Annotated in this window: 19 protein-coding genes; 16 read left to right on the forward strand and 3 right to left on the reverse strand. The window is 71.8% G+C overall.

Annotation, left to right across the window (positions count from 1 at the left end):
• Positions 1-69: 69 nt before the first annotated feature.
• Positions 70-2,904, forward strand: coding sequence for a SpoIIE family protein phosphatase (locus AC2H4J_RS00425; RefSeq protein WP_487462848.1), 2,835 nt, complete (start codon positions 70-72; stop codon positions 2,902-2,904).
• 2 nt (positions 2,905-2,906) lie between these two features.
• Here AC2H4J_RS00425 and AC2H4J_RS00430 read toward each other — a convergent pair whose 3' ends face one another.
• The 3 genes from AC2H4J_RS00430 to AC2H4J_RS00440 all read right to left on the reverse strand — a co-directional run bounded on the left by AC2H4J_RS00430 (position 2,907) and on the right by AC2H4J_RS00440 (position 6,427).
• On the reverse strand, positions 2,907-3,599 hold the full coding sequence (locus AC2H4J_RS00430; protein ID WP_487462849.1) for a trimeric intracellular cation channel family protein: 693 nt from the start codon (positions 3,597-3,599) through the stop codon (positions 2,907-2,909).
• 102 nt (positions 3,600-3,701) lie between these two features.
• A complete protein-coding gene (locus AC2H4J_RS00435) occupies positions 3,702-5,741 on the reverse strand; it encodes an acyl-CoA dehydrogenase family protein (protein ID WP_487462850.1) in 2,040 nt (679 codons plus the stop codon).
• Positions 5,738-6,427, reverse strand: coding sequence for a TetR family transcriptional regulator (locus AC2H4J_RS00440; protein WP_487462851.1), 690 nt, complete (start codon positions 6,425-6,427; stop codon positions 5,738-5,740). The genes AC2H4J_RS00435 and AC2H4J_RS00440 overlap by 4 nt, the downstream gene beginning before the upstream one ends.
• A 68-nt stretch (positions 6,428-6,495) precedes the next feature.
• Between AC2H4J_RS00440 and AC2H4J_RS00445 the strand changes: the two genes are divergently transcribed.
• From AC2H4J_RS00445 to AC2H4J_RS00515, 15 genes are all read left to right on the forward strand, one after another.
• Positions 6,496-7,779, forward strand: a complete 1,284-nt coding sequence (locus AC2H4J_RS00445) for an acetyl-CoA C-acetyltransferase (protein ID WP_487462852.1) — start codon at positions 6,496-6,498, stop codon at positions 7,777-7,779.
• Positions 7,780-7,835: 56 nt separating this feature from the next.
• Positions 7,836-9,191 (forward strand): 3-oxoacyl-ACP reductase, encoded by a 1,356-nt coding sequence (locus AC2H4J_RS00450; RefSeq protein WP_487462853.1) that lies wholly within the window; start codon positions 7,836-7,838, stop codon positions 9,189-9,191.
• On the forward strand, positions 9,191-10,045 hold the full coding sequence (locus AC2H4J_RS00455; protein ID WP_487462854.1) for a MaoC family dehydratase: 855 nt from the start codon (positions 9,191-9,193) through the stop codon (positions 10,043-10,045). Before AC2H4J_RS00450 ends, AC2H4J_RS00455 begins: the two co-directional genes overlap by 1 nt.
• A gap of 235 nt (positions 10,046-10,280) precedes the next feature.
• On the forward strand, positions 10,281-11,474 hold the full coding sequence (locus tag AC2H4J_RS00460; RefSeq protein ID WP_487462855.1) for a hypothetical protein: 1,194 nt from the start codon (positions 10,281-10,283) through the stop codon (positions 11,472-11,474).
• Between the two features lie 185 nt (positions 11,475-11,659).
• Positions 11,660-12,421 carry a class E sortase gene (locus AC2H4J_RS00465; protein WP_487462856.1) on the forward strand — a complete coding sequence of 254 codons (762 nt, stop codon included), beginning with the start codon at positions 11,660-11,662 and terminating at the stop codon, positions 12,419-12,421.
• Complete coding sequence (locus tag AC2H4J_RS00470; protein ID WP_487462857.1) at positions 12,421-12,579, forward strand: hypothetical protein; 159 nt, start codon at positions 12,421-12,423, stop codon at positions 12,577-12,579. Before AC2H4J_RS00465 ends, AC2H4J_RS00470 begins: the two co-directional genes overlap by 1 nt.
• Before the next feature lie 172 nt (positions 12,580-12,751).
• On the forward strand, positions 12,752-13,585 hold the full coding sequence (locus AC2H4J_RS00475; RefSeq protein WP_487462858.1) for a VOC family protein: 834 nt from the start codon (positions 12,752-12,754) through the stop codon (positions 13,583-13,585).
• A 216-nt stretch (positions 13,586-13,801) separates the two neighbouring features.
• On the forward strand, positions 13,802-15,367 hold the full coding sequence (locus tag AC2H4J_RS00480) for a purine-cytosine permease family protein (protein WP_487462859.1): 1,566 nt from the start codon (positions 13,802-13,804) through the stop codon (positions 15,365-15,367).
• 129 nt (positions 15,368-15,496) lie between these two features.
• Complete coding sequence (locus tag AC2H4J_RS00485; RefSeq protein ID WP_487462860.1) at positions 15,497-16,042, forward strand: aromatic-ring-hydroxylating dioxygenase subunit beta; 546 nt, start codon at positions 15,497-15,499, stop codon at positions 16,040-16,042.
• A 34-nt stretch (positions 16,043-16,076) separates the two neighbouring features.
• Positions 16,077-17,483 carry an aromatic ring-hydroxylating oxygenase subunit alpha gene (locus AC2H4J_RS00490; RefSeq protein WP_487462861.1) on the forward strand — a complete coding sequence of 469 codons (1,407 nt, stop codon included), beginning with the start codon at positions 16,077-16,079 and terminating at the stop codon, positions 17,481-17,483.
• 49 nt (positions 17,484-17,532) lie between these two features.
• Positions 17,533-18,195: an isochorismatase family protein gene (locus tag AC2H4J_RS00495; protein ID WP_487462862.1), complete on the forward strand. Its 663-nt coding sequence runs from the start codon at positions 17,533-17,535 to the stop codon at positions 18,193-18,195.
• Positions 18,192-19,460, forward strand: coding sequence for an NADH-ubiquinone oxidoreductase-F iron-sulfur binding region domain-containing protein (locus AC2H4J_RS00500; RefSeq protein ID WP_487462863.1), 1,269 nt, complete (start codon positions 18,192-18,194; stop codon positions 19,458-19,460). The genes AC2H4J_RS00495 and AC2H4J_RS00500 overlap by 4 nt, the downstream gene beginning before the upstream one ends.
• Complete coding sequence (locus AC2H4J_RS00505) at positions 19,457-19,657, forward strand: ferredoxin (protein WP_487462864.1); 201 nt, start codon at positions 19,457-19,459, stop codon at positions 19,655-19,657. The genes AC2H4J_RS00500 and AC2H4J_RS00505 overlap by 4 nt, the downstream gene beginning before the upstream one ends.
• 27 nt (positions 19,658-19,684) lie before the next feature.
• Entirely contained in the window at positions 19,685-20,458 is a 774-nt protein-coding gene (locus AC2H4J_RS00510; RefSeq protein ID WP_487462865.1) for an SDR family oxidoreductase, read from the forward strand.
• Between the two features lie 31 nt (positions 20,459-20,489).
• Positions 20,490-21,503: a 2,5-dihydroxypyridine 5,6-dioxygenase NicX family protein gene (locus AC2H4J_RS00515; protein ID WP_487462866.1), complete on the forward strand. Its 1,014-nt coding sequence runs from the start codon at positions 20,490-20,492 to the stop codon at positions 21,501-21,503.
• The last annotated feature ends 1 nt before the right edge of the window (position 21,504 follow it).

Raw genomic sequence — 21,504 nt, forward strand, 5'->3', positions numbered from 1 at the left:
GGGCGTGCCAGCATGGGGCCCGACATGCGCCCGCCGGGCGCTCGCGACGGGCACGGAGGGGGGTCCGGCATGGCGTTACCCGACGACCCCGACGCGACCGAGACCGACCCGCTGCAGGACCAGCACCGCATCGCCGCCGCCCGCCGCCTCTTCGTCGAGGTCGGCGGTCCGGCTGCCTACGACCGCCTCTCCGCCCTGGCCGCCCGCCTGCTCGGGGTCGGCCACGCGAAGGTCACCCTGTTCACCGACCAGGACACCGTCGTCGGAGGGTTCGGTCTGCCGCCGGGCGTCGTCGGCGGGCCGGCGCTCCTGACCGGTGCGCTCTCGGCCATCACCGTGCGCCAGCGGAAGTCGCTGCCGATCGCCGATGCCGCCCTCGACGAGCGGGTGGCGAACCTGCCGGCGGTCACGTCAGGGCAGGTCCGGGCCTACTGCGGTGCCCCGCTGATCGCCGACTCCGGACACGTCGTCGGCGTCCTGACGGCCTACGACCCCGCGCCTCGCGACTGGTCACCGGACGAGGTCAAGCTGCTCGAGCAGCTCGCCGCCTCGGTGGTCGCCGAGCTGGAGCTCGCGGCGGCCCGGACCGCGGTGGGCACGTCGCTGGCCCGGCTGGACGTCGCCATGGAGGCCGCCTCGATCGGCATCTGGGAGGTCGACCTCCTCCGCGGGGTCATCGACTGGGACCAGCGGTGTGCGGCGATCTTCGGCCTCGAGGGTGCGCGGACCATCCCGATGGACCGGCTGTTCGCCGAGCACGTGCACCCCGACGACCAGGAGTCCGCCCAGGAGGCGATGCAGGCCGCGATCGACGCCCGGGCCCAGTACACCGTCGAGCTGCGCACGCTGCACGCCCGCAGCGGCGAGTGGCGCTGGACGGTGTCGCGTGGCCGGGTCCTGGTCAACGCCGACGACGAGCCGGTGCGCATCCTGGGCACCGTCCTCGACGTCACCGACGCCCGCCGCGAGGCCGAGGCCCGGCTGAACGCCTTCCACCGCGCGACGGCGCTCGCCGAGGTCGCCGCGGAGCTCAGCAACGCGGCCCGGCTGGAGGACCTGCCGGAGATCGTGCAGCGCGGGGCCCAGGTGCTCGGCGCGCAGAGCAGCGCCCTGGCCATCTTCGACTCCGCCGGCGGTCCGCTGCGGCTGCACATGACCAACCGGCTCGAGGACGAGATCCAGGTGCACGTCGACTACACCGTCGCCGGCGTCGAGATCGAGCTGGACGACACCCAGCCCACGCAGTACGCCGCGATGCACGGCCGACGGGTCCTGCTGGCCGACCGTCAGGAGGCGCTTGCGCGGTTCCCGGCGGTGCGGGAAGGCCTGGACGTGCTGGGCATCGGCGCGCTCGCCGCCCTGCCGTTGCGGGTGGAGGGGCAGGTGCTCGGGGCGTTCGTGCCGCTCTGGTCCACCGAGCACCCGTTCCCCGCCGACGACGTCGAGGTGCTGGAGGCGCTCGCCGCCCAGATCGCGCTGAGCGTCTCCCGGTTGCAGGCCGACCGGGCGCGGGCGAGCGCGGTCACGGCGATGACCGAGGCGAACCAGCGGCTGCAGCTGCTCGCGGAGGCCGGCCGGATCCTCTCCGGCACGCTCGACATCGACCAGCAGGTGGAGGAGCTCGCCGAGCTGGTGGTGCCGGATCTGGGCGACTGGTGCTGGCTCGTGGTCACCGACGAGCAGGGCCGGCTGCACGAGATGGCCAGCGCGCACCGCAACCCGGCCCGCAAGGCGGAGGTGGCGGCGTACGTGCGCGCCATGGTCAGCGTCATGACCGACGAGGCCGGGGCGCGCCAGGTCACCCGTACCGGGCGGCCGATCGTCGTGGACAGGATCGAGTGGGACGAGGTCGAGAGGGCGCTGCCCGACCTCGCGGCCCGCGAGGCGCTGGCCCGCCTGGGCGCGGGGTCCGCGGTCGTCGTCCCGCTCGTCGCCCGTGGCCAGACCCTGGGCGCCCTGGGCCTGTTCAACCGCGAGGAGCGCGGCGCGCTCAGCGCCGCCCAGGTCGACACCGCGATCGAGATCGGGCTGCGGGCGGGCCTGGCGCTGCACCACGCACGGCTGTTCAGCCAGCAGCGGGATCTCGCCGAGACGCTGCAGCGCAGCATGCTCACCGATCCGCCGGAGCCGGACCACTCGCACATCGTCGTCCGCTACCGGCCCGCTGCGGCGGGGGCCGAGATCGGCGGCGACTGGTACGACGCGTTCCTCCAGCCGGACGGCGCCACGGTGATCGCGATCGGCGACGTCGTCGGCCACGACACCCGTGCCGCCGCGGCGATGGGCCAGGTGCGCGGCCTGCTGCGCGGCATCGGATTCTCCAGCGGAGGATCCCCCGCCGAGGTGCTGACCGAGCTCGACCGGGCAATCGAGGGCCTGGCCCTGGACACGATGGCCACCGCGCTCGTCGCCCGGCTGGAGCAGGACACCGACGACCTGCACGGCGGCCGGGTCCGGCTGCGCTGGTCCAGTGCCGGTCATCCCCCCGCCGCCGTGCTGAGCCCCGACGGCACCGCCCGGCTGCTCGACGACGAGGCGCCCGAGCTGCTGCTCGGGGTCGACCCCGCGAGCGTCCGGAGCGAACACGTGACCGTCCTCGAGGCCGGGTCGACCGTGCTGCTCTACACCGACGGACTCGTCGAGCGCCGCGACCGCGACCTCGACGCCGGGGCCAAGGAGCTGTGCGCGGTGCTCCAGGGCTGCGCCGACCTCCCGCTGGACCGGCTGTGCGACGAGGTGCTCGAGCGGCTGTTCCTGCCCGACGCCCAGGACGACGTCGCCATGCTCGCGCTGCGGCTGCACCCCCAGGACGAGCCGCGCCCCGCGGAGGCGGGCCCGCAGCGCGTGCCGCCGAACATCGAGCCCGCGCCCGACGTGCTGCCCGAGGCCGGCAGCCGGGCCTGACCTCAGGGCCGGTCGCGGTCCCGGCGCCGGCCGAGCCGGTTGCGGGCGTGCAGCGGCAGGTCGACCGCCACCGGGGCCTCCCAACCGCGCCACACCGACAGCAGCCGCAGTCCGGTGACCAGCACGATGACGACGGCCGCGACCGGCAGCGGGGCGAGGCCGAGCGGCCCGGCCAGCACGGTGAGGACGGCGGCCCCGATGAGCGCGGCGACGGCGTTGTACGGGCCCGGCTGCACGATGTCGGCGCGCTGGGCCAGCAGCACGTCGCGGATGACGGCCCCCCCGACCGCCGTGAGCGTGCCGATGAAGACCACCGAGGCGCTGGGCAGGCCGGCGAGCTGGGCCTTCTGCGCCCCGATCACCGTGAACAGGCCCAGCGTGGCGGCGTCCAGGACGACCAGCAGCCCGGTCAGCCGGGACAGCCAGCCGGAGAAGAAGAAGGTGACCGTGGCGGTGATCGCGACGGCCGGCAGGTAGGCCCGGTTGGTCAGTGCGACCGGTGGCCCGTCGGCCAGCAGGACGTCGCGGATCAAGCCGCCGCCGAGCCCACCGCTGACCGCCAGCAGCAGGACGCCGGAGACGGCGAACCCCTCCCGTGCGGCGAGGAGACCACCGGTGAGTGCGCCGACGACGATGGCCGCGAGGTCGATCGCGGCCGGCACCCGCAGCGCCTCCACGACGGCGAGGATCTCCACGGGCGGTCATTCTCCGGCCTGGTGCCGGGCCGGACCGACCTGCCCCGCGGACAGTTGAGCTCTGCTGACACGGGCGGAGCAGAGCTCAACTGCCCGGGACACTTACTGGGCGGGCGCCACCTCGAGGTCGGTGGCGCTGTCCGTGGACGCCTGCCGGCCCTCGGCCTCGGTGCGCACCTCGGCGTCGCGGGCGGCCATGGCCTCCTGGCGGTCGGCCTCCTCCTCGAGGATCTGCGCCTTCTTCCACGCCGCGGGGATCGCGAACGCGTCGACGAGGGTGGTCATGTGCGGCCGCAGCTCCTTGTGCAGCTGGTTCACCGTCGACGTGAGCAGCTTGGCGCGGGCCGGGGTGAGCTGGCCGTGCTCGAGGAACCAGGCCTTGTCCGCCTCGATCGCCGAGAGTGCGTAGAGGTCGCACAGCTTGTCCAGCAGCGCCTTGGCGTCGGTGTCCGGCGTCCGGTCGACGCCGGCGACGAAGGCCTCCAGGACGACGCGCTCGATGTGCGTCTGCGCTGTCTTGAGGACGTGGTCCTGCACGTCGTTGAACATGTCGAACGGCGCCATGCCCTCGGTGGTCGAGTTCTTGCGCAGCCGCCGGATCGCGCCCTCGAGCGAGTGCTTCTCGCGGAACTCGAACATCTTCAGCTGCCAGCCGCGGTCGAGCATCGGCACCTCGTCGTCCCGCCCGGGGACCGAGTCGATGAGCCGGGCGATGAGCGCGCGGGCCGCCGTCCGCTCCAGGACGGTCTCCCGGACCATGTCGGCGATGAAGCCGACCTTCCCCCAGCCCTCCAGCGAGCCGAACGCGTCGCGGTAGCCGGTCAGCAGGCCCTTGGCGACCAGCTGGAGCAGGACGGTGTTGTCGCCCTCGAACGTGGTGAAGACGTCGGTGTCGGCCTTGAGGTGCGGCAGCCGGTTCTCCTGCAGATAACCCGCACCACCGCACGCCTCGCGGCACATCTGGATCGTCCTGGTCGCGTGCCAGGTCTGCGCCACCTTGAGCCCCGCGGCGCGGGACTCCAGCTCGCGCTGCGCCTCCTCGTCGAGGTCCTCGGCGCTCTGGACGTCGTGCATGGTCTCCACCAGCTCGCTCTGCGCGAAGTGCAGCGCGTAGGTGGTGGCCAGCGCGGGCAGCAGCTTGCGCTGGTGCACCAGGTAGTCGTTGATGACGATCTCGCGGTCCTCGCCGGGTGCGGCGAACTGGCGGCGCACGTTGCCGTAGCGGACGGCGATGTCGAGGGCCAGCTTGGTGGCCGACGACGCGGAGCCGCCGACGCTGACGCGGCCGCGCACCAGCGTGCCGAGCATGGTGAAGAACCGTCGGGTCTCGTTCTCGATGCTCGACGTGTACGTGCCGTCGGCGGCGACCTGGCCGTAACGGTTGAGCAGCATGTCACGCGGGACCGTCACGTGATCGAACGTCAGCCGCCCGTTGTCCACGCCGTTGAGGCCGGCCTTGGCGCCGTCGTCCTCGATCGTGACGCCGGGGCAGGGCGTGCCGTCCGCGTTGCGGATCGGCACCAGCCAGGCGTGCACGCCGTGGTTCTTGCCCTGCGTGATCAGCTGCGCGAAGACGACCGCCATGCGGCCGTCCTTGGCGGCGTTGCCGATGTAGTCCTTGCGGGCGGCCTGGTGCGGCGTGTGCAGGTCGAAGGTCTCGGTGTCGGGGTCGTAGGTGCACGTCGTCCGCAGCTGCTGGACGTCGGACCCGTGCCCGGTCTCGGTCATCGCGAAGGAGCCCGGCAGGTCGAAGCTCATGACGTCGCGCAGGTACCGGTCGTGCTGCTCCCTGGTGCCGAGCAGCTGCAGTGCGCCGCCGAACAGGCCCCACTGGACGCCGGCCTTGACCATGAGCGACAGGTCGCCGAACGCGAGCATCTCGATCGAGGTGACCGAGCCGCCGGAGTCGTCCTCGCCGCCGTACTCCTTGGGGAACCCGAAGCCCACCCGGCCGGAGTCGGCGAGCTTCTTCGCCGCGCGAGTGACCCGCTCGCGCGCCTCGGTGACGTTCTCGCCGTAGGTCGGCAGGAAGTCCGGGTCGTCGAGGTTCTCGCGGGCGTCCTTGCGCACGTGGGCCCATCGCCCGTCCAGGACCTCCTGGATCGCCGTGGGGTCGACGGTGGTCGGCACTGTGCTGGTCACTTTCCCTCCATGCGGATCGGGGCTTCGGGGGTCACGACGCCGGACAGGCCGGCCCAGGCGAGATCGGTCAGGTGAGCTGCGAGTTCCGTGCGGAGCATGGGGCGATCGGCCCGAAGCCACCAGTCGGCGGCGGCTCGGACAAGGCCGACGACGCCGTGGCCCCAGGGCGCCGCGGCGGCCGGATCGTGCCCGGCCTGCTGCAGCGCCACCGAGATCGCGGCCGCCGCCTGCTGCGCCACGAGGTCGGAGAGGTTGTCGATCGGGTCGGTCGTCGGCCGGTCGAGCGTCTGCTGGTGGACGACGAACCGGTAGAGCTGCGGATCGGTCTCGATGAACGCGAGGTAGGTGTCGATCGCCGCGGCCACCATCGTGCGCGGATGGCTGCTGCCGCCCTCGATCGCGGTGCGCAGCTTGGGCAGCAGCTGCGAGGCGACCCGGTTGCAGACCGCGACGTACAGCTCCGACCGGTCGGCGAAGTGCCGGTAGACGACGGTCTTGCTGGTGCCGGCCTCGGCCGCGATCTCCTCCATGCCGACACCGGCGCCGTGCCGTCCGACGGCCGCCAGGGTCGCCTCGACGAGTTGTTCCCGGCGCAGGCGCCGGTGTTCGTCCCATCTCGAGTCGCGGCGATCACGTGCATCAGCGATCTTGTCCTGCGACGGAGGTCTCACCACCTCGGCTTTCATGTGACGGACAGTACCGCGTACTCTCAGTACCGGCCAACTCGGCCGCTCCACCGACCCCGGAGGTTCCGATGGCAGCCCCGACCCGCAAGGCCGCGATCGTCGGCGGGAACCGGATCCCGTTCGCCCGCTCCAACTCCGCGTACGCGCAGGCGTCGAACCAGGACATGCTCACCGCGACGCTGGACGGGCTGGTCGCCCGCTTCGGCCTGCAGGGCAAGCAGCTGGGCGAGGTCGTCGCCGGCGCCGTCCTCAAGCACTCCCGCGACTTCAACCTCACCCGCGAGAGCGTCCTGGGCTCGAAGCTGTCGGCGACGACGCCGGCCTACGACGTGCAGCAGGCGTGCGGCACCGGCCTCGAGGCCGCGATCCTGGTCGCGAACAAGATCGCGCTGGGGCAGATCGAGTCCGGCATCGCCGGTGGCGTCGACACCACGTCCGACGCCCCGCTCGCCGTGGGTGACGACCTGCGCCGCGTGCTGATCAGCCTGAACAACGCCAAGACCCTGCAGGACCGGCTCAAGGCGCTCGCGCGGATCCGTCCCGGCCAGCTCGTGCCGGAGATCCCGCGCAACGCCGAGCCGCGCACCGGCCTGGCGATGGGTGACCACGCCGCGATCACCGCGAAGGAGTGGGAGATCGGCCGCGAGGAGCAGGACGAGCTCGCCGTCCGCTCGCACCACAACATGGCCGCCGCCTACGACCGTGGGTTCTTCGACGACCTGGTGACGCCGTACCTGGGTCTCAGCCGCGACAACAACCTGCGGCCGGATTCGAGCGTCGAGAAGCTGGCCACGCTCAAGCCGGTGTTCGGCAAGGGCGAGGGCGCGACGATGACGGCAGCGAACTCGACCCCGCTGACCGACGGCGCCTCCGCCGTCCTGCTGGCGTCCGACGAGTGGGCCGCCGACCAGGGCCTGCCAGTGCTGGCCCACCTGATCGATGCCCAGACCGCCGCCGTCGACTACGTGCACGGTGGCGAGGGCCTGCTGATGGCGCCGGTCTACGCGATGCCGGTGATGCTCGCCCGCAACGGTCTGAGCCTGCAGGACTTCGACTTCTACGAGATCCACGAGGCATTCGCCTCCACGGTGCTCTCGACGCTGAAGGCGTGGGAGGACCCGGCGTTCTGCAAGGGCAAGCTCGGCCTGGACGCCCCGCTGGGCTCGATCGACCGGTCGAAGCTGAACGTCAACGGTTCGTCCCTGGCGGCGGGGCACCCGTTCGCCGCGACCGGTGGGCGGATCGTCGCCCAGCTGGCCAAGCAGATGCACGAGGCGGGCCCCGGCAAGCGCGGCCTGATCTCGATCTGCGCAGCCGGCGGCCAGGGCGTCGTCGCCATCCTCGAGTCCTGACCCCTCCCGACGGTTTGTGCACTAACCGTCGGAATTTCGGAAGGAAGAACTCCCCAGTGACCGACTGGTACCGCAACTTCGCCAACTCCGGCGTCGGCACGACCATCACCAAGCAGCTCGGCCTGCCGCGGCCCGCCGTCCTCCGGCGGTACGAGCCGGGGCAGCCGCTGCTGCCCGGCCCGGCGGTCATCGGCTCGGCGGGGGAGGGCCGGCTGCGCGACGCGCTGACCTCGCTGCTGCGCGCCGAGGGCGTGCACGTGCAGTCGCCGGTCACCGCCGACGGGGCCACGGACGGCGAGAAGCCCGCCGCGGTGATCCTCGACGCGACGGGCCTGCGGACGCCGGCCGACCTGGCGAGCGCGCACGACTTCCTGTCCCCGGCGATCAAGCGGCTGCGGGCCACCGGGCGGGTGCTGATCCTGGCCGACCCGCCGTCGGAGGCCGATTCGCCGGCCCAGGCGGCCGCACGCCAGGCGCTGGACGGACTGGTCCGCTCCATCGGCAAGGAGCTGCTGAACGGCTCGACGGCGAACCTGCTGTACGTGCCCGAGGGTGCCGAGGGCTCGATCGCGTCCCCGGTGACGTTCTTCCTGTCCGGCCGGTCGGCCTACGTCGACGGCCAGGCGGTGACGCTCTCGGCGTCGGACCTCCCGGCCGACGAGGACGCCGCGAAGCCGTTGGCCGGCAAGGTTGCCGTGGTCACGGGGGCCGCGCGGGGCATCGGTGCGGCGATCGCCGAGGTCATGGCCCGGGACGGCGCCCACGTGGTCGCCGTCGACATCCCGGCCGCCGGTGACTCGCTGGCCGGCGTCGCCAACGAGGTCGGCGGGACGGCGCTCCAGCTCGACATCACCGCCGACGACGCCCCGCAGCGGCTCGTCGAGCACCTGAAGGAGCGCCATGGCGGCGTCGACATCGTCGTCCACAACGCCGGCATCACCCGCGACAAGCTGCTGGTGAACATGGACCCGGCCCGCTGGAACTCGGTCATGGCCGTGAACCTGCAGGCGCAGCTGGACATCACCCAGGCCCTGCTCGACGCCGACGGCGTGCTGAAGCCGGACGCGCGCGTCGTCTGCGTCTCCTCGCAGTCGGGCATCGCGGGCAACCGCGGCCAGACGAACTACGCCGCGTCGAAGGCGGGCGTCATCGGCATGGTGCGGGCGTGGGCGCCGCAGTTCGCCGAGCGCAAGGCGACCATCAACGCCGTCGCGCCGGGCTTCATCGTCACCGAGATGACGGCGAAGATGCCGCTCGTCACCCGGGAGGTCGGGTCGCGGCTGAACTCGCTGCAGCAGGGCGGCCTGCCGGTGGACGTGGCCGAGACCATCGCCTGGCTGTCGCAGCCGGGCAGCGGCGGGGTCAACGGCCAGACCGTGCGGGTGTGCGGTCAGTCGCTGCTGGGGGCGTGATGACCACGACCGTCCTCGACAGCGCCCCGAACCTCGGCAAGCTGTATGCGCTGGCCGCCGTCACCGCGTTCGGTCGCGGCGGCGGCCTGCCGGACGACCACCTCGCGCGCAACGGGGTCACCGTCGACCCGGCGCACCTGGCCGAGTACGCCCGGGTCTGCCGGCTTCCGCTGAACGACGTCCTTCCGGCGACGTACCCGCACATGCTCACGTTCCCGCTGCAGATGCAGCTGATGACCGACCGGTCGTTCCCGCTGGCGCTGCCGGGGCTCGTGCACGTGCGCAACCGGATCGAGGTGCTGCGCGCCATCGGCGCTGCTGAGCCGCTGGATCTGGAGGTCTGGGCGGACAACTACGCCCGGCACCGCAGTGGCGCCGCGGTCGACCTCCGCGCGACCGTGACGGCCGGTGGGGAGGAGGTCTGGCGGTCGACGTCGACGTACCTGTCCCGCGGGGCGAAGGCCCCCGACGGTGCTCCGGAGGCCGAGATCGAGGTGCCCGTCAGCGATCTCGAGCGGGTGTCGGCCACGTGGCGCATCCCGGACGACGCCGGCCGCCGCTACGCGAAGGTCTCCGGCGACGTGAACCCGATCCACCTGTCGGGGCTGACCGCGAAGGCGTTCGGATTCAAGCGGGCGATCGCGCACGGCATGTGGGTGAAGGCCCGCGTGCTCGGAGCGCTCTCCGGCCGGCTGCCCGACGAGCTGAGCCTGGACGTCAGCTTCCGCAAGCCGCTGTTCCTCCCCAGCACGGTCACCCTGTCGACCGCGCAGGCCGGCGGCGGGTGGGACTTCGCCGTCCGTAGTGCCACGAGCGGGACCGAGCACGTCGTGGGGACGATCCGCCCCCTCTGATCGGGGGGCGGGGCGCTTTCCCACAAGCGGGCCGCCCGGTTTCGTCGGATCTCCACTGGATCGGGCGCGCGCCTGACCAGCGATTTCCCCAGTTCATAACGATCGGGTCACGCGGAGCACCAAGATTCCTGTGAGGCGTGGCGACACCGGGCGGTCCCGTTCCGGCGTGGTCTTGTGCCCCGTCCGGAATCCCGGGCGACGCCCCGGCGCATCCGGGACGATCAAGGGAGTCGACGTGCGTCTCACGTCTCCGTCCCGACGCGTGTTCGGCTTCCTCGCCGCGGGCACGATCGGACTGTCCACCGCACTTCTCGGCGTCACCGGGGTGGCGCACGCCGACCCGGCCGAGCCGGCCGCCGCTGCCGACGGCGGGGTCCTCGCCGTCAACGCCGCACCCAACGCGCCCACGATCGTGGACGTCCAGGGCGACGACGCGACGCTCTACGTCTGGTTCGACCAGAACGACCCGGCCGACACCGACCCGATCGACTGGGCCGACGACTGGGAGTACAACCTCGACGGCGGCAGCTGGCTCCCCGCCACGGTCGACGAGTCCAGTGGGTACGGCAGCTTCGAGATCGCGAGCGGTCTCACCAACGGCACGACGTACGCCGTCCGCGTGCGCGGGGTCAGTGGCACCTCCGGCCCCGGCGCCCCGTCCGACCCGATGAGCGGCACGCCCTACAAGCCGATCGGGGCACCTGGGGCACCGACCGTCGTCGTCGGCCCGTCGTCGCTGAAGATCACCTGGACCGGATCCGCGGCGGGCACCTACCCGATCGCCAGTTACGAGGTGCAGGCCGACATTCCCGCAGCCCCGGGCGCCCAGAGCTGGAGCCCGACGACCATCTGCAAGACGGGCCCGGCGGCGACCTCCTGCACCGCGCCCATCCAGGCCGGGCGGCCCTACACGATCGACGTGTATGCAGTCGACTCCAAGGGAAACGACGGCGAGGCGGCGACGGTCAAGAGCGACGTCGTCCCGAACCCGTCGGTCCCGGCCACGGTCCCGACCAAGAACGGTGACCTCACCCTGCCCGCCGGCGCCAAGAGCACCGTCGCCCCCGGCAAGACCATCACCGTGAGCGGCAGCGGCTACGCCCCGAACACCACGATCACGCTGGCCATCTACTCCACGCCGCAGGTGCTGACCACCACCGTCACCGACGCGTCGGGCAACTTCACCGCGACCGTCACCGTGCCCGCGGGCCTCGCGGCCGGCAACCACACGCTGGTCGCCTCCGGCGTCGACAGCTCCGGGAACGTCCGCTACGTCAACCTGGCCGTGACGGTCAGCAGCTCCGGCAAGGCGCAGCTGGCCTACACCGGGGCCGACGTCGCACTCCCGTCGATCGTCGGGCTGGTCGGGGTGTCACTCGGCGCCGGCCTGATCATCGTCCGGCGTCGGGCGGCCCGTTCCGCCGCCTGATCCCACCGCTCCACCCGGAACCCGAGTTCCGCCCGAGACGGGCGGGGCTCGGGTTCCGGCATTTCCGGGAGCCACGACCGACGAGCGCCTTCGCCTGCCCGGATGTGCCCGGACGCCGACCTACGATCGACCGCAGGACCACCAGCCGGAACCGCCGGCGCATTCCGCCGACCTCCGGGAGTTCCGTGGCGCACGCACGTCCGGGCCGCACGCGCGTCCCCCGGTGGGCCTCCGTCGCCGGGGTGGCCGGCGAGCTGCTGCTCACCGCCGGGCTCGTCGTCCTGCTGTTCGTCGTCTACGAGCTGTTCGTCACCGACCTGCTCAACGAGGGCAAGCAGAGTGACCTGAGCCAGTCGCTGCACGCGCAGTGGGAGCGCACGCCCGCCACGCCGGCGACGCCGCGCGCCGATCTGACCGGCGGCAACGCGTTCGCCGTCCTGTACATCCCGCGGCTGGGCCGCGACTACCAGCGGGTCGTGCTCGAGGGCACGGCCGAGAAGGAGCTCAGTCAGGGCCCCGGGCACTACGAGGGGACGGCGCTGCCCGGCCAGCCGGGCAACATGGGCGTGGCCGGCCACCGCGTCGGCAAGGGGTCGCCCTTCCTGGACCTCGACCGGCTGCGCCCCGGCGATGCGATCGTGGTCGAGACGGTGGACAGCTGGTTCGTGTACCGCGTGCTCGGCAACATCGTCACCGGCGACCTGAACGCCGACCCCTCGGGCATCCCCGGGCAGGAGATCGTCGCGCCGGACGACGTCGAGGTGTTGTCGCCGACCCCGGGCGGCCGGGAGGACGCGGCCCCCACCGGCTCGTACCTGACGCTGACGACCTGCCATCCGAAGTACTCCGCTCGCAAGCGACTGGTGATCCACGCGGCGCTCGACGGTGGCGCCATCGCCAAGGCCACCACGCCCGCCGGGCCACCGGCGCTGAACGAGGGGACCTGATGTACGGCTGGATCTGGCGGCACCTGCCCGGGAACACGGCGAGCCGGACCGCGATCGCGGTGGTGCTCGTCCTGGCGATCTGCGCGCTGCTGCTGTTCGTCGTCTTCCCGTGGGTCGAGCCGCAGCTGCCGTTCGCCGACGTGACCGTCGACCAGTAGGGCTCTGACACCTGCGCCCACCCGTCGGGGAGGCGCGGCCACCAGGCCGACGGCTAGTACGCCGAGCAGCAGGACGACGCCGGGGAAGCGGGCGGTTTGCCGGGACCCTTGACGTGGTACTGCTGAATCGCGACGATGAGTACATGCACAACTGTATGCAAATGATTCGCCGATGAGAGTCCTGGGATTGGGGTGGCTCGGCTCCAGCAGTCCCCGCTTGGACGCGATGACCCACCTCTTGGCCGACCAGTTGGGCTTGCCGCTCGAGCGGGAGCAGGCTGGGGCACGGGTGTTCCGGTTCCCGGACGGCAGCGCGTTCGAGATCTTCAAGCCGTCCGACAGCGAGCACGACTTCTTCGAGCACCCGGTCGCCGGGATCGTCGTCGACGACGTCCGGGAGGTCCGGACACATCTCGAGGCCGGCGGCATCGAGTTCGTCGGGGAGGTCCACGACGGCGTGGCCGACTCGTGGGCCACCGCGTGGTCGCACTTCCGGGCGCCGGACGGTTACCTCTATGTGCTGGTCAGTAGGCCGGAGCTCGAGCCTGTCGCGCATCCCGCACCCTTCGACGAGTTGCGCATCTGTCTGAAAGTGTCCGATCTCGACTCGGCCGTCCGCCTGTACCGGGACGGGCTGGGGATGCGGGTCGTCGACGAGTGGACCCATCCGGGCGGCCAGCGCGGCATCCTCTTCGGGGCCGTCTTCGCTGCGGTGGAACTGTTCGACCAGGCCCAGTGGGAACTGGTCGACGAGTCGGAGACCGGCGCCACGCTCGGCCGGGACCACGGCCTGCGGGTCGAGGTCTCGGACGTAGCCCGCCTCCGGGGCCTGTCCGAACGGCTGGAGGCGGCCGGGGCAGAGGTCGTCGGCGAGATCACCGCCACGCCCTGGGAACAGACGTGCCTGCGCATGGCCGACGCCGACGGCGAGCAGCTCACGCTCTTCGTGCTGCCGGAGGAGGAGAAGCGGGTGCGTGCCGAAACGCGTTCCCGACTGAGGGCCTGACGGTCCCGCCTGCCCGACCGAGCGTCCCTCCCGGATCCGGATCCCCCCGGAGCCAGGAGGGTCTCAGGCCTGCGCCCGAGTGGGATGAAACGTGCACAAGTGGCGCCCCACTTGTCGGACGGAGGGCGTTGACACCGATGGTCCGGATGGTGTTAGTTCCCACACACAAATTTGCATCCACTTGTGTGTGCAAACACTCTCGAACCAGGAGCAGGCATGGCCATCGCCCCCGATCTCTCGGCTCCACCGCTGGTCACCCGTACCACCGACGATCCAGACGTCGTCGCCAAGCAACTGGCTGACGACTACAGCACCCACGTCGTTCCGCTCACGGCGCGCGTGGGCCGCTGGCAGCTGAACATGTCTTTCTGGTCGCTGCTCAGTGCCATGGTCTGGCTGTTCTACGGTGCGCTGGCCTCGACCCTGTACGGCACTCGCGACGCGTTGATCGCCATCGGCATCTCCGTCGTCAGCTACTCGCTGATGAACGGGCTGTACAGCCGCTGGGCCGCGACCAGCGGGCTCAACAGCACCCTGCTGTCGCGCCGGATGTTCGGCGTGGTCGGGGCGTCGCTGACCGCACTGCTGATCGCCGCGAACACCACGTACTACGCGGTCTTCGAGAGCAGCACCCTGGCTGTGGCGTTCAAGCACTACACGCCGAGCTGGGACATCCGGCTCTGGTACGGGATCATCGCGCTGGTCATGCTGCCCCTGATGCTCGGCAGTGTGCAGACGTGGATGGCCAAGCTGAACGGCGTCCTCCTGCCGTTCTACACGGTGGGCATCGTCGCCGCGGTCATCGCGGCCGCCATCCAGTTCCCCAGCGCCGACTGGCTCGGCTTCGAAGGTGTCGTGCCGCCGGAGGCGCGCGCCATCCCCGGCTGGCTGCTCGGTGCCGTGCTCTACATGGGCATCTGGCTCACGATGCCGACGACGGTCGACTTCGCCCGCTTCGCGAAGGTGGAGGACGCCGGCTTCCACAAGAACGTCACCTTCGGCTGGGTGTTCTACACGTGGCTGTTCGCCCTCAACGGCCTCGCCGGCATCTTCCTGGTGCAGTCCGTGCTCCCCGACAACCCGACCGCCGAGACCGGTGTGGTCCAGGCGATCATCGGCGTGCTCGGGGTCGGCGGCCTGCTCGTCATCGTGATCTCGCAGGCGCGCATCAACACCCTGAACTACTACCAGTCCTCGTCCAACTTCGAGCGACTGCTCGGCTTCCTGTTCGGGGTCAAGGTCCGACGGCAGGTGCTCGTGGTCGCCACGACGCTCGTTGTCTTCCTGCTGATGCTCACGGACGTGTTCAGCTACCTCCAGCAGGCACTCATCTGGCAGGGCGTGTTCTTCGTCGGCTGGGTCGGGATCACCCTCACCCACTACGCGCTCGTCCCCGCCGACCGTCGCCCCGGTCCGGAGTTCCGGGCCCAGCGGCTCCCGGCCGTGACCGGAGGCCTGGTCATCTGGCTGGTGTCGTCGGCCGTCGGCATCTTCCTCGCCGAGTCCTCGTCGGTCGCGCCGGTGTGGAACCAGACCGCGCCGCTGTCGGCCCTCGTCATCAGTGTCGTGCTCTATGCCGCGCTGGTGACGCTGCGGCCCTCGCCCGTCCGCGGCGGCCCTGATCCGCGCAGCGAGGTCGAGGACCCGCAGCGGACCTGGATCGAGTGTCACGTCTGCCACGACTCGTACGTGGCCGTGGAGATGGACCGGGATCCGACGGCCGGTCACGCCCCCGTCTGCAATGCCGACGCCACCGCGCGCCGGACCAAGCACGCCCGCTGACGCCCCGTCCTGCCGGCGGCGCCGTTGCGCCGCCGGCAGGACCAAATATCTCGGTCCCACCACTTGTCCTCCGCCCGGGTGTGGGTCAGACTATTTACATACAAATTTGCATGCAGAAGGGATGTCCCGATGACTGCGTCCGCCTCAGCGCTGGCCACCGTGCCGCTGTCGATCGCCAGCCCGGAGCACGTCGAGGCCACGGACTTCCTCACCCTGGAGGCCGAACTGCTCGACGACCTCCGCGAGCGCGAGTGGCTCGAGACCATGGTGAGCCGGGACATCGTCTACCAGCTGCCGCTCCGCGAGACCGTGGAGCGGGCCCGGGGCCGGGGCTTCGTGCCGGGCACCTACCACCTCAACGAGAACTACGGCTCGCTGAGCAGCAAGGTCGCCCGCAACGAGACGAAGTACGCGTGGGCCGAGGACCCGCCCTCGCGAGTCCGGCACTTCATCACCAACGTGCGGGTGCGCCACCACGCCGACGGCGACAAGCTCGCCGTCCGCAGCAATCTGCTGATCTACCGCACCCGCCAGGACCACACCGTGCCCCAGATCCTCTCCGGTGAGCGGCACGACGTCCTCCGTCGCGAGGCCGAGGGCCTGCGGCTGCTCGAGCGGGTCGTCTACCTCGACCTGACGGTCATCGGCACGCACAACCTGTCCATCTTCTTCTGACCTCGTCCCGACCGGCGCCACCCCAGGAGACACCATGACCGAGATCGTCGACCGCCCGGCCACGCCGGCGGAGAACGGCCTGCACCCCCAGGTCGGCCACCTGCTCGACCAGCTGGACCAGGGACTGCCCCAAGGTCAGGTCCCGGTGGGGCTCTTCGGGAACCCGCACGTGTACCAGGAGGAACTGCGCAAGGTCTTCGGGCGCTGCTGGGTGTTCATGGCCCACGAGTCCGAGGTCGAGGCCAACGGCGACTACGTCGTCCGCAAGATCGGCGAGGACAACTTCATCGTCTCCCGGGATGAGAAGGGCGAACTGCACGTCCTGTTCGACGCCTGCCGGCACCGTGGCGTGCAGGTCTGCCGCGCGGACTCGGGGAACACGTCCCACTTCCGGTGCCCCTACCACGGCTGGACCTACTCGACCGACGGCTCCCTGGTCGGTGCGCCGCTTTGGCGCAACGCGTTCGGCGGCATGGACAAGGGCAAGAACGGGCTGGTCCCCGCGGCGCAGGTGTCGAGCTACCTGGGACTGGTCTTCGCCACGCTGGACCCGACCGCACCGCCGCTGGAGGAATACCTGGGCGGCATGTCCTGGTACCTGGACCTGCTCTTCGGCCTGGACGCCGAGGGCCTCGAGGTGCTCGGCGCTCCCCAGCGGTTCGTCGTCGACGCGAACTGGAAGTCCGGCGCGGACAACTTCTCCGGTGACGACTACCACCTCGGCACGCTGCACCGGTCGGTCTGGGAGATCGGTGCCTTCCCGGTGCCGTTCCGCGAGAACATGATGGGCTACCACATCCAGGCCGCCCCCGGTCACTCGCTGTCCTTCTCGATGGCACCCGACGAGGACGAGCCCGGACCCAAGTTCTTCGGCTTCCCCGACGACCTGGCGGAGAACTTCGACACCAGCCGGATCAGCCAGCACCAACTCGACATCGCCCGCCGGTCCAGGGTGTTCGTGGGCAACGTCTTCCCGAACTTCTCCATCCTCGCCCTGCCCATGACCGAGGACGGCGGCGCCCACCCGCCGACCGGGATCATCACGATCCGCACCTGGCAGCCGAAGGGCCCCGGGCAGATCGAGATCTGGAACTGGTTCCTCGGCTACAAGCGCATGACGCCCGAGCAGAAGGACCGGGCCTACCGCGCCGGCCTGGGCACGTTCTCCGTCGGCGGCGCCTTCGAGATGGACGACACCGAGCCGTGGATCACCGTCGGCCGGACCGGCCGATCGGTCGCCGCGGAGGTCCTGGACTTCCAGCTCAACTACGAGATGGGCATGCCCGGCATCGGCATCTCTACCCGGGTGACCGACTGGCCCGGCCCCGGTGTCGCGTACTGGACCCGCTACGAGGAGGGCGTCCAGCGCAACCTCTACCGCTACTACTCGGCCGTCATGCGGGCCGAACGAGGCGAGTGGCCGCAGACCTCCGTCGAGTGAACCGGCACCAGCCGCACCGCAGCCACCGATCAGCGCAGGGGAGGGACGCATGAGCACCACGGACTGGACCGCAGGGGTCCTGGACCGCTACCGGTCCGGCGGCCTGGCCGGCCGCCTGGACCCCGGAGCGGCGCCCGTGGTGGTCGTCGTGGACCTGCAGAGGGGCTTCACCGATCCCGCCTGCGGGCCCGGCTTCGATCTCGACGACGTCGTCGCCGCGACGCGGCGGCTGGTCGACGCGGCACGGGCCGCCCGCGTGCCCGTGGTCTTCACCACGATCGCCTTCCCGGCCGGCGCCGATACGACCTGGCTGCGCAAGATGCCGGTCCTCGCCGAGCTCGTCGAGGGCAGCGACCGCCAGCCGATCGAACCGCGGCTGGCCCCGCGGGCGGGAGAGACCGTCCTGGTCAAGCAGAACGCGTCCGCCTTCGCCGGCACCGGCCTCCGGGCCGAGCTGGCCCGGCTCGGCGCGGACAGCCTGATCGTCTGCGGCGCGACCACGTCGGGGTGCGTGCGGGCCACGGTCGTGGACGCGTGCGCTGCCGATCTGCCGACTTTCGTGGTGCGCGACTGCGTCGGCGACCGCGAGCGCGGCCCCCACGACGCCGCGCTCCTCGACGTGGACGCCAAGTACGCCGACGTCGTGGGGCTGGACGAGGCACTGGCGCTGATCGCCGCCGTGCCCACCCCCGCCGAGGGGGCGGTCCGGTGAGCGCGCCGACCGTGAGCGCGGGCCTCTACCGCGCGCCGGCGCTGATCGCCCCCGCCCGCCCGGTGCCCGGGAGCCCCGCGCGCTTGGTGCTCCCCGACGTCGAGTCGCCGGACTGGGGGCTGGACGACGAGCGTGCCCTCGGGTTCTTCGCCGATCTTCCGGTCGAGGGCATCGTCGGAGAGCTGGCCGCGGCGGGGTTGCGCGGCCGCGGCGGCGCCGGCTTCCCCACGCACGTCAAGTGGCGCACCGTCGCCGACGCCCCCGGGCCGAAGGTCGTCGTCGCCAATGGGCACGAGGGGGAGCCGGCCTCGGCCAAGGACCGTTGGTTGCTGACCCGGCGGCCGCACCTCGTCCTTGATGGGCTCCTCTTGGCCGCCCGCGTCGTCGGAGCGGATCGCGCTGTTGTGTACGTCTCCTCCGCGGACGCTGCGTCGGCCGCCGAACGCGCGATCGCCGACGTGGTCGCGGCGGGGCTGGTGCCCGCGGGGATCGAGGTCGAGGTCTTCCGGACGTCGGGCGGCTACGTGGCCGGCGAGGAGAGCGCCGTGTGCCGCGCCATCAACGGCGGGCCCCCACTGCCGCTGGCCAAGCCGCCGCGCGTCTTCGAGAGCGGGGTCGACGGCCGGCCCACGCTGGTCAACAACGTCGAGACGCTGGCGCACGCCGCGTGGATCGTGCGCTCGGGCGCGGCCGCGTTCCGCGCCGCGGGTACCGCCGACTCCACCGGGACCGCGCTCTTCACGCTCACCGGCGCGCACGCGGACGGCGCCGTCGTCGAGGCACCGCTGGGCACCACGGTCGGGGCGCTGTTCGCCGCGGCCGGGGCACCGCTCCAGAAGCCGACCGGTCTGCTCATGGGCGGGTGGTTCGGGGGCGTCCTGCGCGGTGACCTGGCCGGCCTGCCCTGCTCCCACGCCGCGGTGTCCGCGCTCGGCAGCGGCCTCGGCTGCGCCGCGATCACCGTTCTCGGGCCGGCCGACGACGTCGTCGCCGTCGCTGCGGAGCTCGCGGGCTGGTACGCCGGTGAATCCGCCCGCCAGTGCGGTGTCTGCCGCAACGGGACGAAGTCCATCGCGACCACGCTCGCCGCGGTCCGCGACGGCGATCCCGACCCGGACCACCGGGAGAAGCTCGCCCGCTGGGGGACGACGCTGCCCGGCCGCGGCGCCTGCGCGTTCCTCGACGGCGCAGCCACCCTCGCCCGCACCGTCACCGCCGACCTGATTGCCGCACCGCACCAGCACGGAACGGAGAACCAGTCATGAGGGTCACCCTCGACGCAACCAAGTGCGAGGCCTACGGGGCCTGCGCCGAACACTGCCCGAGCGTCTTCGAGCTCGATGAGTGGGGCTACGCCTCGGTCATCGGAGACGGCTCGGTACCCGAGGGGGAGGAGCAGAACGCCCGGGCCGCGGTCCACGCCTGCCCCGAGAACGCGATCTCCCTCCTCGACCCGGCCTGAGCGCACGAGACACGGAAGGACGCGCACGTGGACCTGGAACTCATCGGCGGGACGGCCCTGGTCACCGCCGCTTCGCGCGGGATCGGCCGCGCGGTCAGCGAGCGGCTGGCCGAGGAGGGGATGACGGTCGTCTCCGGCGCCCGGTCGGCCGCCCGGGAGACCGAGAAGCTCGGCGCGGGGCGCATCGTGCCCGTGCACAGCGACCTGGCCGACGCGGAGCAGACCGGTTCGCTGGTCGACGCGGTCGTCGCCGACCACGGGCGGCTCGACGTGCTGGTGCTCAACACCCCGGGGCCGCGCATCGTGCCCGCGCTGGACACCACCTGGGCCGACTGGCAGGCCGCACACGATCTGCTGCTCCGACCCGTCGTCCAGCTCGCGATCGCCGGCGGTCGGCAGATGCGCGAGCAGGGCAGCGGCACGATCGTCCTGCTCAGCTCGACCTGGGTGCGCCAGCCGGCGCCCGGTGGCGTCCTGTCGGCCTCCTACCGCTCGGCGGCCGCGGCCTTCGTGAAGACCCTCGCCGGGGAGCTCGCGCCGCACGGCGTCCGCGTCGTGCACGTGATGCCGGGGGCAACCGGCACCGACCGGATGCAGGCCATCGTCGCGTCGAAGGCCGAGAAGAACGGCACCACCGAGGACGACGAGATCGCCGCGGTGGTGAAGGACATCCCGCTCGGCCGCTGGGCGCAGGCCCACGAGATCGCCGACGTCGTCGCGTTCGCCGCGTCCCCGAGGGCCGGCTTCATGACCGGTTCGTCCCTCGTCGTCGACGGCGGCGCGGTCCGCGCCACCTACTGACCACCCCGATAGCAGCAGGAGAGGACATCCCATGCCCAGGACACTGACCGAGAACTTCGTGGAGCAGTTCCGGCTCTGCAAGGTGCAGCCGAGCGAGACCGTCGGCATCATCGCCGAGCTGGGCCAGAAGGAGGAGTACGTCGCAGCAGCGGTCGCGGCGGCCCGCCAGCTGGGGGCCAGCGCGCTGGTCCTGCACGCCTCCAGCCTCTCCAACCCGATGCTGCCGCCCTATGCCCCCGACGGGCGCGAGGTGCCGGCGTTGCTGGCCGCCGCCGGGGAGTGCGACTTCGTCGTCGACGTGACCGTCGGCGGGCTGATCCACTCCGACGTGCGCACCCGGATCACCGGCAACGGCAAGCGGATGCTCTTCGTGGCCGAGCCCAACGACGTCCTCGAGCGGCTCATGGGCGGACCGGAGCTCCGCTCCGTCGTCGAGGCCGGCGGCCGCAAGCTCAAGGCCGGCAGCACGCTGCACGTCACCAGCGACGCCGGCACCGACCTCACGGCCGACGTCTCCGGCGAGGACCTGCCCATCACGCACCAGTGGGGGTACGTGGACGAGCCCGGCCGGTGGGACCACTGGCCGAGCGGCTTCGTCGCGTGCTTCCCCCGGGACCGCAGCGCCGAGGGCCAGATCGTCCTGCAGCCCGGTGACGCGCTCATCCCCTGGCAGCGCTACGTCCGCGAGACCGTGACCGTCGAGGTGAGCAAGGGCTTCATCACGGGTGTCACCGGCGACGGCGCCGACGCCCACCTGCTGCGCGACTACTTCGACAGCTGGGAGGACCCGGAGGTCTGGGCGCTCTCCCACATGGGTTGGGGCCTGCTGCCGCGCGCCCGCTGGTCGGCCTTCGACGTCTACGACCCGCGCAGCCTCTACGGCCAGGAGTTGCGCTCCACCGCGGGCAACTTCATGTGGTCGACCGGATCCAACCGGTTCGCCGACCGGGAGACCCCGGCGCACCTCGACGTACCGATGCGCAACTGCACGGTCGAGATCGACGGCCAGGCCGTGGTGCGCGACGGCAAGCTGGTGGAGGGCTGAC

The organism is Blastococcus sp. OS1-29, assembly GCF_057628075.1.

Bases quoted from the DNA above. Each gene is read 5' to 3' on its own strand.
- AC2H4J_RS00425 (WP_487462848.1), top strand. From the start codon at position 70: ATGGCGTTACCCGACGACCCCGACGCGACCGAGACCGACCCGCTGCAG.
- AC2H4J_RS00495 (WP_487462862.1), top strand. From the start codon at position 17,533: ATGAGCACCACGGACTGGACCGCAGGGGTCCTGGACCGCTACCGGTCC.
- AC2H4J_RS00475 (WP_487462858.1), top strand. From the start codon at position 12,752: ATGAGAGTCCTGGGATTGGGGTGGCTCGGCTCCAGCAGTCCCCGCTTG.
- AC2H4J_RS00470 (WP_487462857.1), top strand. From the start codon at position 12,421: ATGTACGGCTGGATCTGGCGGCACCTGCCCGGGAACACGGCGAGCCGG.
- AC2H4J_RS00455 (WP_487462854.1), top strand. From the start codon at position 9,191: ATGACCACGACCGTCCTCGACAGCGCCCCGAACCTCGGCAAGCTGTAT.
- AC2H4J_RS00445 (WP_487462852.1), top strand. From the start codon at position 6,496: ATGGCAGCCCCGACCCGCAAGGCCGCGATCGTCGGCGGGAACCGGATC.
- AC2H4J_RS00490 (WP_487462861.1), top strand. From the start codon at position 16,077: ATGACCGAGATCGTCGACCGCCCGGCCACGCCGGCGGAGAACGGCCTG.
- AC2H4J_RS00440 (WP_487462851.1), bottom strand. From the start codon at position 6,427: ATGAAAGCCGAGGTGGTGAGACCTCCGTCGCAGGACAAGATCGCTGAT.
- AC2H4J_RS00515 (WP_487462866.1), top strand. From the start codon at position 20,490: ATGCCCAGGACACTGACCGAGAACTTCGTGGAGCAGTTCCGGCTCTGC.
- AC2H4J_RS00485 (WP_487462860.1), top strand. From the start codon at position 15,497: ATGACTGCGTCCGCCTCAGCGCTGGCCACCGTGCCGCTGTCGATCGCC.
- AC2H4J_RS00505 (WP_487462864.1), top strand. From the start codon at position 19,457: ATGAGGGTCACCCTCGACGCAACCAAGTGCGAGGCCTACGGGGCCTGC.
- AC2H4J_RS00480 (WP_487462859.1), top strand. From the start codon at position 13,802: ATGGCCATCGCCCCCGATCTCTCGGCTCCACCGCTGGTCACCCGTACC.